The sequence below is a fragment of the Coleofasciculus sp. H7-1 genome (genome assembly GCF_057473865.1).
The window spans coordinates 1-13,552 of record NZ_JBYCCT010000036.1 but is presented as its reverse complement, the minus strand read 5'-3'; the positions used below and the strand labels follow the sequence as shown (position 1 = coordinate 13,552).

Below are 13,552 nucleotides of genomic sequence, written 5' to 3'. Positions count from 1 at the left end.
CCTTATCAGCGTTTCGGACAGCGATGTCTTTCCGTTTCGTGGAGTGGTTGCACCACAATCACGACGTATTCGTTGCTTATCAAGCTGCTTTGGGCTTTATTTGGGCTTGAAATCTGTTTAAGTCCCGTTAGATAATGGGAATCCGTGCGGCCAAGAAAAATTGAAAGAGCCACACCCATAAAATTTTTTTAAAGTCCCGAATGTGCGATCGCATCTAAATACAGGTTAGGTTAGTGAAAGAATGCGCTCAGCTCAATCCGTGGTATTTCTCGCTGTACACCTGTTTGGTAAAAAACGTTGAATAGCGTAATCTCAACCAACGGTTTCTCGTTATGTTGATGTTGATTGCGATCGCGCTACTCAATTCAGCAAAGCATCATAGTCCTGATGAGAGCCAATCCAGAACCAGTAATAATCGTCACCCTTTTTTAAAGCTAATGCTCGGTAGCCATCGGTAATCCGAGCCGACCAGAGATTCTTGCCCACTTTCTTGAAGTGTAAGGATGGATGCGATGGATTCTCTTTCCAAAGTTGATAGGCTTTTTGAGCTTGCTGTTTCATTTCTAAAGACAGCGCTGCATAGGCTTTCCAAAACTCAGGTGTTGTGAAGGATTTCATCAAGATCCCTCACGTTATTTGCTGCAATGTCTGCTTCTGCTTTAGCAATGAGGCTATTCAATTTGCCTGATATCAAATCTTCTTCGATTTGCCGATCCCACTTTTCATCCAAATAGGTTTGAAGCCATGTTGCTAATTTACGAACATCACCTTCTGGAAGTTGTTTGATTGCTGCTTCGATTTCTAACAAAGTAGTCATAGAGAAAAATCTGATTTGGAAATACCTTTATATTATTATGCGATCGCCCCACTGATACTCCACTAGCTATGAGAAGCCATCGCATCTAAATAGAGGTTAGTGAAAGAATGCGATCGCTCAATTCGTGATGTTTTTCGCTACATCCCTATTTGGTTAAAAGGGTATTTCTTAGCCACTGTATAGCATAATTTTACTTTCTGACTTAGCAAATATTTACAAACTAAATTAGTTTAATTATATACATAATTAATGCTTTAAACAGTTATCTAGTGCAGCCTATTTTTATGCCTCTAAATCTACTAAGCTTGGCATATAAATCATTGATTTTTCAGGAATAAATGCAATAGATTCTATCAGTATATTTTCTATTTTTTGAACGGAACGATAAAAATATAATAGTATATCGTCACTATAAAATAATGCTTGAAATTCATGATAATTCCGACCAGTAATCTTGAAATCTTTGATTATCCCTGCTTGGTATAGTCGTTGAGCTGGTTTTTGCAATGGATTCTTATCAAGAGTTGCTTTGTTTGCAAAGGGGTCATCAAACTCAATGAACAAATCGCGACCATGAGCAAATAGATTACGTAGCGATGCTAGTGCATTTAAATCATCGTATAAATCTTTTCCAGTTATTTCTTTCAAGCTTTGTGAAAACACCTTGCTATACAACTCAACAAGTTTATTTATAGGTGCATTCTCGGTATCATTTGCAACGAACGATACAATCTGTAAGAGAGATTCGATAACAGGCTTAAGCTCACAATGATGAATTTGACCTCCATCATTAAACCGCATTGGAGGTAGTGATTCCCATCGCAGCATATAACGTATTGAGTGAATTCGTACCTTTATGATTGAGGACAGGAGGCTCTCAATATGACCACAGATTGTTAGGTAAAAAAACTGGGCAAACCCCCGCCTTTCGTAATCTGTTAATTCATTTCGTGACTTCCACGCTACAGCGAGGTAAGCGTTGCTAAAGATACTGGTTGAAATCCGAACTCGTGATGACATGGTCTTTAAAGGTCTAAAAAGCTTTCCTAGCTAAGAATGAAAAGCGCGCTCGCCCTTTATACATATATATTACATAATGTAGCATAAAACTGACTGTTATGACAAAATTTAGGATTCAGGAGGCTTTTGGGTTCTGCCTCCTGAATTCTTCAGTTGATACCTGAAATCCCAAACCACAGACGCTAAATGGCGGCATCGCCTCTTTAACCGAGACTTGGTCATTAGCCGACTGATGTACCCCATCGCGCCATCCTTTGGCTTTGGAGTAGTTGTCTTTTTGCACCTGTTTGCTTGCTTGTAGTTTAGTGCCACACCCCAAACGTCGCTGAAAAAGCGCTTTTCTTGCTTCATGCGATCGAAGAACTGGACGGTTTTAGAGTGTGACAGTCGCCCTTCCGTTCTGGCGATCGCATTGTTATTACCTTTTTAATTTTGCATCTGCTGAAATGCTTCTATCTGTTCCTTCCCCCCAGGAAAGTTAGAGCCAACGACATAAAAATCTTGTGGATAAATCCAATGGGTGCCTAGAGGCCCATGAATTTGAATTCCGGTCATGACGGCGTAGTTAAACACAGCGCGATCCAGAGTGTTTAAGAGTGTTTCGACATCGTTGGAAATAATTTTAGATGCCAATTTTGTAACTTCTATCAAATCGGGTTTGTCGCCATAGGTAAGGGCTGAAAGAATTTTCTGCCGGATAATTGTTTGTTCAATATCCTGCATATCCATTTCTAGTTTTAGATGACCAGATGCCAATTCTTTAACGACTGTTTCTAATGCTCCACAGGCATGGGAAACTTTTTGAACGCCATCTCGATAGACCTTCCCAATCTCACCATGTCTAGAAATAGCGATATGGGGCATCGCATAGAAGGTAAAACGACGGAGACCATCAACGATAGGGGTATGGTCAGTCGCAGCGGCTAACCCAGTTTTCCCCATCATGACAAACCCGGCTAAGCTGCAACAATTAAAAGTTTTACCCCAGTATCGAATTACTTCAATGAAGAGGGGTTCGGCAATTTCATCCCGACAAATTGCTATCATTCCCATCGTGTTTTCGTCACAAAAACCGTAGGCGCTCAAGCTTTGGAAAGTCTTTCTCATGTACTTGCTCATAGGTACTGCCCCTGGAAAGTGAGTTTGCAGCGTTTCATGAAATGCTGGAAACACGTTAGGGTCATATCCGTTGAGCGTTTGGGGGATAGTTTCGTCAAGCTGATTGACGTGATGGGTCATCTGCTAACTTCTCCTAACTAGCTTGCGAAATCTGTCATTGAGTCGCTTAAGAGGATATCTCTCGAAGTACCCCAGAGTGTCCGATACCCCCAGCAGAGCTGAAAAAGGGGGGAACCGAGCCGCTCAAAGTCCCCCAATTTATCGGGGGATGCGAGGGGGAGCGTCAGTGGGTAAGCGTGTCAACAATAACTTTTCAGACATCCTCTAAGCTTAACTTCACATCCATCCTTGAGGATTCAGGCAATATCATTGGTTCTAAGACTAGATGAGTCAGAAAGCTCCTGCCGTTGCCGTTTAAAAGGTTGGCGAAGCCTCCTGACTCCTTCAGCTAAAGCGTTCAAGCACAAATTTTAGACCCTCAACGATTGCATCGCCTTGTTTAACCGCTACTTGACCATCAGACGGCTGATGCAGTCATCTTGGCATCTTATTCCCAGGCTGAAACTGGTAACGAGAGAACGCATACGAAGTAAGGGCGGTTTTTAAATCCGCCCCTACTTCCTACCTTTGCGTTGAAAAATCAAATCAACCTTTATTTTCTCGTTTCCACAGTCCCCGCACCAGTCGAATCTCATCAAACGTATAGATTTCCCCCAGAAAATCTCGAATCTTCGAGAGTGAAGTAGCACCCACAGCTTGAATAGCTTTTAAAATCGGTTCCTGACGTTCTAGAGGTACTAATGAGTTTAAATCCACAGGCTGATTCATCGAAATCAGTTCCGCTAGATGATCTAAGATAGTGCCTATCCGCAGGTTACGTTTTAGAGCAATTTCTTCAATGCTCAAACCTTGCATATACAAATCCAGCGTAGTTAACTGGGTGTATGTAGGGTGGTTTTTTTGAGGAATTGACGCAACAGAAGTAGACTTAGAAAACCCTTGTTCTTGACAATAAGTTTGGATTTCAGCAACAAATCGCTCACCGTATTGAGCTAATTTATAATCTCCAACACCGGAAAGTTTGCCAAATTCAGTTAAGCTTTGAGGTTGCATCTGAGCCATCAGCTTTAGGGTAGAATCGGCAAAGACGACGTAGGGAGGCACGGATTGCTCATCAGCGAGTTGTTTGCGAAGCTGGCGCAATTGTTCATAGAGCATTTCCACTTCTACTGCCATTTGCGGTGATTCATCAATTGCTGTAACAATGGGAACAGCAATCTGCACCTCACGCTGACGCCGCAAGATTTCCCAGCTTAAAGCGTTGAGCTTCAAGACAGAATAACCGTCAGTGGTTTGATCGACAAGTCCTTGATGCAAAAGCGATCGCCCTAACATCTTCCAATCCTCTACACTTTTATCAGTGCCGATGCCGTAGGTAGAAAGTTCCTGATGTCCATTCTGATAAATCTTCTGATTTTTTGAGCCGCGCAGCACATCGATAATGTAATTCATCCCGTATCTTTCTTTGCATCTGGCGACACAAGAAAGAAATTTCTGCGCTTCAATTGTCCAATCTTGCACAGGTTTAGGAAAACGGCAGTTGTCGCAGTTGCCACAATTCCCCGCAAAACGTTCGCCAAAATAACCCAATTGGATTGTGCGGCGACAGTCTGTACCTTCCGCATAATCAATTACTTGTCGCAATTGCTGACGGGCAATTCTTTGTTCTTGCGGGTCGGTTTTTTGGTCGATAATATACTCAATAGTCTTCAAATCGCCGTAGCCAAAAAAGACAGTACAACGCGCAGGTTCTCCATCTCTTCCTGCCCTTCCGGCTTCTTGATAATAACTTTCTAAATTGCGCGGCAAGTCGTAATGAATCACAAAGCGCACATCTGGCTTATTAATCCCCATGCCAAAGGCAACCGTTGCTACCATCACTCGCACGTCATCTCGAATAAAGCGAGTTTGATTGGAAGTCCGTTCTTCATCATCTAGCCCTGCGTGATAAGGTAGCACTGAAATGCCATCCTTTTGTAATCGAAAGGCAATTTCATCTACGCGGCGACGACTGAGGCAATAAATAATCCCAGAACCTTCAGTAGTGCGGATTTGCTTTAAGAGTTGGGAGTAAGCTTGTTTCTCTTTTGGCTGAACTTCGTAGTAAAGATTGGGGCGGTTAAAACTAGCAATGTGAATACTAGGTTGCCTGAGCGCTAGCTGTTGGATAATATCTTGACGGACGCGATCGGTAGCGGTGGCGGTGAGTGCTAAAAAGGGAACATTCGGATAGCGTTGGCGCAATTGTCGCAGTTGCCGATATTCTGGGCGAAAATCGTGTCCCCACTCAGAAACGCAGTGCGCTTCATCAATCGCAATGGAGTGAATTCCAATTTGATGTTGCACCAAATCCAAAAACGGCAGAAATTTTTCTCCCAAGAGTCTTTCTGGGGCAACGTAGAGTAGTTTGATGCGACGATTGAGGATATCTTGTTCGCGCGATCGCACTTGTCCCCAACTGAGACTACTATTGAGAAACGTCGCGCCAATGCCGTTATCCCGCAACGCTTCCACTTGATCTTGCATCAGGGCAATCAACGGCGACACTACCACAGTTAACCCGGATTTTAGTAGTGCTGGTAGCTGAAAGCACAAAGATTTTCCCCCACCTGTAGGCATAACAACCAGCAAATCCTGGTTTTGTAGCGCTTCTTCAATAATCTGACGTTGCCCTAGGCGAAAGCTGTCGTAGCCAAAAAAATGTTTGAGTGCCTGTTCGAGAGAATGAAACTGGGGCATCTTCCGAAGGATGAAGGATGTTAGCAAAGCGGCGTGTCAGCGCAGGATGAAGGATGAATTAAGAAATTCCGAATTCTCCGCAAGGGAGTTTCAGGATGGTGTGGGCATCGAAAACTGCTGCCCTAAATTGGTAGCGCTAACGAGAGCCTGCTTTACGAATCATAATGATACTTGGAAAGTCTATTAGTAAATTAACCCATGCCGAAAGCAATCTGGAATGGTACAGTTTTAGCAGAAAGCGATCGCACCGAAGTCGTGGAAGGCAACCACTACTTCCCCGCTGACGCTATCAAGCAGCAATATTTCAAAGATAGCGACACCCACACCAGCTGCCCTTGGAAAGGCAAAGCCAGTTACTACAGCATCGAAGTCGATGGGCAAGTCAACAAAGATGCGGCTTGGTACTATCCCCAAGCCAAGGACGCCGCCAAGAACATCGAAGGATACATCGCCTTCTGGAAAGGCGTCAAAGTCGAAGCATAAGCCTTCTCACCCGCCTGGGATTCAAATCCCAGGCTAACAGTTAAAGTCCTCTCAAGAGGACTCAAAGTAATTGTTTAGTCCCCTAAGCGTGGACTTTCGCTAAAGGAATTCATTCCCTTGCGGGTGCAGCGGTTAGCCGATTGTTTGCAACTGAAGCAGAAAAAGGCTATTACCCACGATTCATTACTACTACGTCTCCCACAAGAGGGATGTGATGTCCCCCTGTTTGCTCAACCATCTGTTTAGGCACGTTAAAGCAGAGGAGGGGCGATGCAACTAACAGACAAAGTAGCACTGATCACAGGTGCAGGTTCGGGCATCGGCAAAGCAGCAGCAGTGCTGCTGGCAAAAGAAGGCGCGAAAATTGCAGCTTTAGGGCGAACTGAAGACGAACTTAACAAAGTCGTTGCCCAAATCCAACAAGCCGGTGGAGAAGCCATGTCGGTACTCGCCGATATCTCCGAACCAGAGGAGATGCAACAAGCTGTGCAACAAGTAACCAATCAATGGGGACGCCTCGACATTGTATTTGCAAATGCTGGAATTAACGGCGTCTGGGCACCTATAGAACAGCTAGAGCCAGAAGAATGGGACAAAACGATTAAAGTCAATCTGAAAGGCACGTTCCTCACCGTTAAATATGCCGTGCCTTATCTCAAAAAACAAGGTGGATCTGTCATTATCACCTCCTCCGTTAATGGCACGCGGATGTTCAGCAATACCGGCGCAACTGCCTATTCTTGCACTAAAGCCGCCCAAGTCGCATTCACAAAAATGGTGGCGCTAGAACTAGCCAAACACGGCATCCGCGTCAATGTGATTTGTCCGGGCGCAATAGAAACAAAAATTGACGAAAACACCGAACGGCGAGCCTTAGAGGAGGCTCGTGAACCCGTGGAATATCCGGCAGGAAAAATACCGCTAACTGACGGTAAACCCGGCTCCTCTGAGCAAGTTGCCCAGTTGGTATTGTTTCTAGCCTCAGATAATTCTAGCCACATCAGCGGCACCGAAATCTGGATTGATGGTGCCCAGTCGCTGCTGGTGGGTTAAAACAGAGGCATTTTAATCAATCGGGAATTTAACCTTAGAGAAATGCTGGTAGTGGCGATAGTTTCTGCTATGATAGTAAACGCCAGTAAGCGGATGTGGCGGAATTGGTAGACGCGCTAGATTTAGGTTCTAGTTTCGCAAGAAGTGAAGGTTCAAGTCCTTTCATCCGCATGAGTGACAATTGATAACTCCGTAACTAACCGAGGCTGTCGATTGCCACATTATTTGTCCGCGATAACAAAGAAAACTCTCAAGGATAAGGACTCGGAGTTTTTTAACCCATCCCAAAGAATGCGGTGGATGTTATGCGGCAGTCCCGTTAATCAATCTTTTGATTTGGTTGAGTTTGATATGCAAAGGGCGATCGCGCTTTGGCAAGAGGGTTTGCCTGTTGTGCCTGTATGGTTGGATGTGATTCACCAGCGATTAGAAACACAGTTGAAGCTGTGGGGAAAATGCGCTTAAGTAGGTAAGCTTTGATCTGGAAGAGGCGATCGCTTCCTTAGCTCAAGGTCAGCCTGTAATTCTGGTGTTGGCAGGAGAAAAAGATGCTTGGTCGCGCCTAGCCCGCAATCTCAAAGCTGAAATTGACGAAGATTTAATCGAATCTTATCAAGGGACTGTTTCGTTGCCTTTTGAAATGGGCGATTATCAGCGTGTTGCTGTCAAAATTGTAGACGATCGAGGGATTGAAAGTTTGAAAATTATCCCGTTGCAGCCATGAATAATAGCTGTAGGGTGCGTCAGACAATTAATCTATTAGTTAGATAATTAACTTAAAAATCTGAGGCACCCTACTAACTCAGAATAAAATTGATATTATAGCTTTGGAGGTTTTCCTATGATTCAAGCGATATCTAAGTTAATGACTTTCGATGACTTTCTGGAGTGGAAGCCAGAAAACGGACGCTATGAATTGCATAACGGAGTTATTGTTGAGATGCAGACAACAGGAAAACACGAAGAAGTTGTTGAATTTTTGCAGGCAGAACTAATCCTAGAAACTCGGCGGCTGCAACTTCCCTATCGATTCCCCAAGAATGCCCTCGTTAAATCTCCAGAACAAGAAACGGGTTATTTGCCTGATGTTTTAGCCGTTAATCGTGATGCTTTAGCGCTAGAGCCTTTATGGGCAAAATCCTCAACAATTACTCAAGGCTCATCTATTCCTCTCGCGATTGAAGTTGTCAGCACAAATTGGCGCGATGATTATGCACACAAGATGAGCGATTATGAAGCATTAGGGATTTCTGAATACTGGATTGTCGATTATCTGGGTTTGGGAGGTAGCCGTTATATTGGTTCTCCTAAACAGCCTACTTTGTCGGTTTGTCAATTGGTAGATGATGAGTATCAGATTAGGCTGTTTCGGGGAGATGACAGAATTGAGTCGGCGGTATTTCCAGAGTTGAATTTGACCGCACAGCAAATTTTTAATGGCGAGTAAATAAATATATGGCTAATCTGGTAAGCGTTAAGCAAATCAAAACAGTAGAATATGTCATCAAAAACCATCGCTCAACTTATTATTAACTCTCCTTATGACAATGCTCCGGACAATTTTAAGCAGCGATCGCGCTTTGGCAAGAGGGTTTGCCTGTTGTGCCTGTATGGTTAGATGTGATTCACCAGCGGTTAGAAGCAAGATTGAAGGGCTGGGGAAAATGCGCTTAAGTGGTAAGAGGTGATCTGGAATAGGCGATCTCAGATCGCATCTTTCGATAAAGGTGAGTTTGTGATTCCGGTGTGCTTAGATCAAATTCATCAACAACTACAGCAAAAATTAAAACCTTAAAGCCTTCTTTACTCAAACCTAAAATTTATGTCGTTAATTAGTCAAAAAGCTTCTTAAATCCTTTGTGACTTTGGATATTTCTTCTGAGACTTCAGAAATATGAAGTAATAATTTTTGGGACTCTTCTGAAGAGTTAGCCAATTTTTCAGAGAGTTTGCTATTGTATTTTTTGATTTTAGAGTTGAGAAGTTTCATACGCCTAACATAGGGCTGGGTTCTAAAAATTATTGCTGCCAAGTTAATTAAGTTTACTTCTTTTGTTTCAGCTATAAGATTAACTATAGATTCTACTTTTTTTGTCTTTAAAAATGATAATTTAGACTCCGGTTTTTCCTGAATTTTTGTTTTATTTTTATTCAACGTCCCCAGATTCTCTAACGACTCGACCAAAAGAGAGGTTACTAACATCTTATCTCTTCTTCTAGAAGCGGATTTTTCTTTTTCCCTGGTAATCACTACACCTAGAACAAAAGTCAATATCGATAAAACGTGTCTGAACGCTCCAGTTAGTTCATACTCAGGCAGCGCAAGACGAGTCAATATAAATGGAGATATTAATACTATTAGCGAAGGTAATATTATCGGTTTTTTATTGAAAAAATTGATAATTCTTGATAAATAACTATCATATTGTTTGCTAAACCCAATTGATAATCCTGTATGAATCAACCATAAAATAGCTATGCTTGTACCCAAAATAGCAGGCGAATAATTAGGAGTTGTGTCAGGCATACTTTTTCTTTTTCATTTGCTGAACCGACGCTTGAAGCGGGGGTCAAGGCGGTCTTTTTTTCGTCTATTGCAATCGAAGCAAAGCGTTTGCAGATTGCTGATGTCATTTGAGCCTCCAAGGGCTAAGGGAATGATGTGATCGATCGTAAGATTAGTCTCTTGGTCAGTCTTTCCGCAGCTTTTGCAACAATTTACATCGCGCTCAAAAACAAGTTTTCTTACTTTTGGTGGAATTAAAATACGTGGAGTTTTTCTCATCAAAGACATTTATGGGATAGATTATAAAATCAGACACTTCCAGGCTCGTCATGTGAAGGCATATTGGCAATACCCCCCTACACAAATGCTTATGACTTAGGCAGTTTTTTAACGGCTTTAGGAACACGAGCCTCTGCATTAGTCATCACCTGCTTCATATTGTCTAGAATCTCCCCCTTAGAATTTTCCAAAACCTTAGTAGACAAAGAAATCCGACCCTTACCGTCATCTTGTGTAACAATCATTGCCTTGATTAGCTGATATTCCTCAAATAGATCCGGGAGAGATTCAACAAAGCCGCAGCTAACATTACTTATGTGGAGCAACCCAACTGTACCAGCCAAATCAAGGACTACAACATCTGGCGTGACTTTAGTCACTCTACCCTCCACAAGTTGTCCTCTCTCTAATTTTTTGGAACTTTCGGATTGAGCAGGCGAGTAAGTCGGTCGAACTAGCGGATCGGGACTCGCTATAGATTCCGGGCTATCATCTAACTCTACAAGATTTATCTCTGTATAAGTTTGTATCGCACTTGAATCATTTTCTGAGTCAAAACTGGAAGTAGATTCTGGTGGGATGTTATTTGACTCTACAGAATTTACGTTAATGGAAGATAGCGTAGCACTAGAATTGTCTTCAGGTATTGTAGGCAGCTTGTAGTCGTCTAATTTCATAGCCTCTAGGTAGCTATTGATACCTGCAACAGCTTGGTTATAGTCGGCAATCTTTACCTCTACTTCTCTCAACTTCTGGTTACGCTCGTCGATTTTCGCTTGAGCCTCTTTTTTTATTGCTTGCCGTTTGTTGGCGCGAGCGCGAGCGGACTGCTGCCAAATCAATTGCCGTTTATTTTCAGCCATTGATAACAGAGATTTATTCAGCATTTTGATTATTTTTGAACCAAAATTTACTTCTATTGTTTGTTTAAATTTAGCTTGAAAATCAATTTCCAGCAGTTGACGTATAGGTTCTTCTGCTTCCACCATGCGTTTGACATCTCGACTATTAGATGCTTCTTGCAAAGTTTCCCGGAATTGATAGAGCCAAACGCTATCTTCGTAATCATAAAGATCTGGGCTTTCGATGATATAAAATACACATTCTGCACTCGCCAAAACCTTTACTCCCTCGATAATTTTTATTTCTATATCCTGTAGCTCTTGGACAATTCCACAATCATCACCTAACAACAAATTACAAAGCTGACGGTGGTATTTTTGCTTGCGTACTTTCTTAATCAAGCGTTGGAAAAAACTAGCAATCAAAATTTCTGATTCCTGAACTAGAACATTCTCTAATCCCTTAGCAATGTCATAGAAAGCTTGTCCCAAAACTGCTACTAATGGTGCTGTAACCTGATGATGATTGTGGCAGGTGTTGGCGAAGGCACCTAATATAGAAAAGTTTTTTATCAACTCGGTGAGATTATCTTGCATCTTCTGGTGAAGATTGTTGAAATCTTGCTTAAAATCTTCGCAGGTATCCATTACTAATAGTTGAATTTCTTCTTCTATTTTTCGGTAAAAGACTTCGCCAATCTCCCATACTTCTTTCGCGATCTGTGCCAAATCCTGTTCAGTTATTTCTGCAATATTTGCAGGTTTATTTTTCCACTGATGGCGCTCTTCTAAGTAAGATTCATACAAGCTGTTACAGAGTTCGCTAATATCACTAGCTAGGTTAGCAAATAGTTCTGGTCGCTTTTCTTCGGTTAGATAGCGGGTGATAGCATTACTAAATTCTTGAATACCGCTATCCTGAAGTAACTGCTCGATTATACTGGTTTTATAACGATTAATAATCTCCAAATATTGCTCATTTTTAGTTTGAGTTTTACGCCGTACAATATCAGTAAATTTATCAACTGGTAGTTTATCGGAATCACAATAATCAAGGAACTCCAAGACAAATGAAGGGGTTCCTTCAACCCCATCTGAGCCTTTACTGGTTTCGGCTTTAAATATACTATCTAGTCCCCAGCGCTCACTTTCACTTGTCTTTTTGAGTTGACTAGCCCAGAAACCCAGCAATGCGCTAGTTTCATAAATTTCCCTTCGCGTATTACTGAAGTCTTCGCTAATGAGATCGTCCAGTTCTTGTTTCAGTTTGGGGTCACGCCAAGTTTTGTCGATGCGGTTAAAGACGTAAAAGACGCGCTCGCCAATTCCTGAGTTTTCCCGTATTGCTTCTATTAGTTTCTTTTCTGCTGTCTCTATCTCCCCTTCTTGATCAGCCTTCATCACACAGATGACAGCAGAGGTATTAGTCTCTTTAACCTTGCTATAGGTTAATTGTGCATCTCTTAACACTGGGGCATCGATTCCTGGCAAGTCAACTAAGACGTTACCATCCTCCAACAGGGGGTAATTGCAGTAGTATTTAATGCGCTTGAGAACAGCACTGTTTGTGCCACGACGAGCATAATCATGTGCATCCTTCTTGGAAAGACCTAACTCGCCCATCTTATAAGTGTTATTTTTCGCTGAGTCGATGGATTTGTGGTTAGCCTCAAATCCATCCAGTAATGCTAGCAGTCCATCTGCTTCGTCTTCCTTCTCGGTTTTGCCAGAGCCCTTATGCTCTCCAGTGATTTTTTTACATTGTTGCCTTAACTTTTCAATTGCCCCCTCTTGAGTAATGTCAACTGACTTTAGTTCCAGAGTTTTAGATCTGTCATTGACCTCTTCTTGTACTTCTAAAACGCTAAGAAAAGTAAGATCAACTCCTTCTTCCTCTAACGACTTGGCATACTCTATGTAGCATTCGATGCCAGTAGCATGACCTGTACTGCTGTAAAGCAAATCTTGCCCTAGCAAAGCATTGATCAGCATCGACTTACCAGCACTGTATGTCCCCGCAAAGACAATCTCGAATCTGGGATCAATTGCCTTATCACGGGAAGTTTTAATTGCGGCGATGTTGTGCTGACCTTTCAAAGATGGCTCCTTGTCCAACAGCCGCAACAGACGATTTACATCGGCTGCTAAATTTTCAGATTGATGTGGTTTTGGGATCATGTGAAAAAAACACTCCAGTTTTTAGACAATTATGCTGACACTCACCGCAAATTAGCAGTTGAAACTATTGCCAAATAAGGATTAAAGGCTAATTTTGCACTACTTTATCTCGGCTTGATGCCTTTACGCTCTGTTGACAGAAACAGCCCGTGTATTCACATTTACATTGTTTGATGCCAAATAAGCTAAAACGCGCCTAATTTAGATATTTGGGAGGGCAGGACTTGTACGGTGGTTTGACTACGCGGTTGGTCAGCTATATCATTTTTATAACATAAGGCCTCACTCCCTATATCCAGCCTTGTGTTTAGAAGCGATTTTTGATAACTTAAGCTGTTATGCATTTAAACTGTGATAAGAGCATTGCCCTTGTTTTTGAGCTTTCGTTCCCATTTGATAATCAACTCTCCTTCATTTAAAAGCTTATGTAATACATACTCTAGCTCTTCAATTGAT

14 protein-coding genes and 1 tRNA gene are annotated in these 13,552 nt (G+C 42.2%); 6 read left to right on the top strand and 9 right to left on the bottom strand.

Features of this window, described 5'->3' with window-relative positions; all coding sequences use genetic code 11:
- Positions 1 to 360: 360 nt before the first annotated feature.
- From AC2VDX_RS10230 to recQ, 6 genes are all read right to left on the bottom strand, one after another.
- Entirely contained in the window at positions 361 to 618 is a 258-nt protein-coding gene (locus AC2VDX_RS10230; protein ID WP_378178311.1) for a type II toxin-antitoxin system RelE family toxin, read from the bottom strand.
- Positions 596 to 817 carry a hypothetical protein gene (locus tag AC2VDX_RS10225; RefSeq protein ID WP_190441495.1) on the bottom strand — a complete coding sequence of 74 codons (222 nt, stop codon included), beginning with the start codon at positions 815 to 817 and terminating at the stop codon, positions 596 to 598. Before AC2VDX_RS10225 ends, AC2VDX_RS10230 begins: the two co-directional genes overlap by 23 nt.
- Before the next feature lie 282 nt (positions 818 to 1,099).
- Positions 1,100 to 1,618: a hypothetical protein gene (locus AC2VDX_RS10220; protein WP_378178308.1), complete on the bottom strand. Its 519-nt coding sequence runs from the start codon at positions 1,616 to 1,618 to the stop codon at positions 1,100 to 1,102.
- A 334-nt stretch (positions 1,619 to 1,952) separates the two neighbouring features.
- Entirely contained in the window at positions 1,953 to 2,120 is a 168-nt protein-coding gene (locus AC2VDX_RS10215; RefSeq protein ID WP_378178305.1) for a hypothetical protein, read from the bottom strand.
- A 143-nt stretch (positions 2,121 to 2,263) separates the two neighbouring features.
- Positions 2,264 to 3,076 (bottom strand): hypothetical protein, encoded by an 813-nt coding sequence (locus tag AC2VDX_RS10210; protein ID WP_378178302.1) that lies wholly within the window; start codon positions 3,074 to 3,076, stop codon positions 2,264 to 2,266.
- Between the two features lie 525 nt (positions 3,077 to 3,601).
- Complete coding sequence (recQ, locus tag AC2VDX_RS10205; RefSeq protein ID WP_378178299.1) at positions 3,602 to 5,755, bottom strand: DNA helicase RecQ; 2,154 nt, start codon at positions 5,753 to 5,755, stop codon at positions 3,602 to 3,604.
- Between the two features lie 198 nt (positions 5,756 to 5,953).
- Here recQ and AC2VDX_RS10200 point away from each other — a divergent pair, with 198 nt between their 5' ends.
- From AC2VDX_RS10200 to AC2VDX_RS10175, 6 genes are all read left to right on the top strand, one after another.
- Entirely contained in the window at positions 5,954 to 6,238 is a 285-nt protein-coding gene (locus tag AC2VDX_RS10200) for a DUF427 domain-containing protein (RefSeq protein ID WP_378178296.1), read from the top strand.
- 270 nt (positions 6,239 to 6,508) lie between these two features.
- On the top strand, positions 6,509 to 7,291 hold the full coding sequence (locus AC2VDX_RS10195) for an SDR family oxidoreductase (protein WP_378178293.1): 783 nt from the start codon (positions 6,509 to 6,511) through the stop codon (positions 7,289 to 7,291).
- A gap of 89 nt (positions 7,292 to 7,380) precedes the next feature.
- Positions 7,381 to 7,462, top strand: a tRNA-Leu gene (locus AC2VDX_RS10190).
- A gap of 3 nt (positions 7,463 to 7,465) precedes the next feature.
- The gene (locus tag AC2VDX_RS10185; RefSeq protein WP_486928151.1) at positions 7,466 to 7,756 is read left to right on the top strand and encodes a hypothetical protein; all 291 of its coding nucleotides are present in this window, start codon (positions 7,466 to 7,468) and stop codon (positions 7,754 to 7,756) included.
- A 64-nt stretch (positions 7,757 to 7,820) separates the two neighbouring features.
- A complete protein-coding gene (locus AC2VDX_RS10180; protein ID WP_486928150.1) occupies positions 7,821 to 8,015 on the top strand; it encodes a hypothetical protein in 195 nt (64 codons plus the stop codon).
- Between the two features lie 117 nt (positions 8,016 to 8,132).
- On the top strand, positions 8,133 to 8,738 hold the full coding sequence (locus AC2VDX_RS10175) for a Uma2 family endonuclease (RefSeq protein ID WP_378178284.1): 606 nt from the start codon (positions 8,133 to 8,135) through the stop codon (positions 8,736 to 8,738).
- Between the two features lie 381 nt (positions 8,739 to 9,119).
- Here AC2VDX_RS10175 and AC2VDX_RS10170 read toward each other — a convergent pair whose 3' ends face one another.
- The 3 genes from AC2VDX_RS10170 to AC2VDX_RS10160 form a co-directional block, all read right to left on the bottom strand.
- Positions 9,120 to 9,818 (bottom strand): hypothetical protein, encoded by a 699-nt coding sequence (locus AC2VDX_RS10170; protein WP_378178281.1) that lies wholly within the window; start codon positions 9,816 to 9,818, stop codon positions 9,120 to 9,122.
- A gap of 12 nt (positions 9,819 to 9,830) precedes the next feature.
- On the bottom strand, positions 9,831 to 10,076 hold the full coding sequence (locus AC2VDX_RS10165; protein ID WP_378178278.1) for an HNH endonuclease: 246 nt from the start codon (positions 10,074 to 10,076) through the stop codon (positions 9,831 to 9,833).
- 89 nt (positions 10,077 to 10,165) lie between these two features.
- Positions 10,166 to 13,096, bottom strand: coding sequence for a dynamin family protein (locus AC2VDX_RS10160; RefSeq protein WP_378178275.1), 2,931 nt, complete (start codon positions 13,094 to 13,096; stop codon positions 10,166 to 10,168).
- Positions 13,097 to 13,552: the final 456 nt, after the last annotated feature.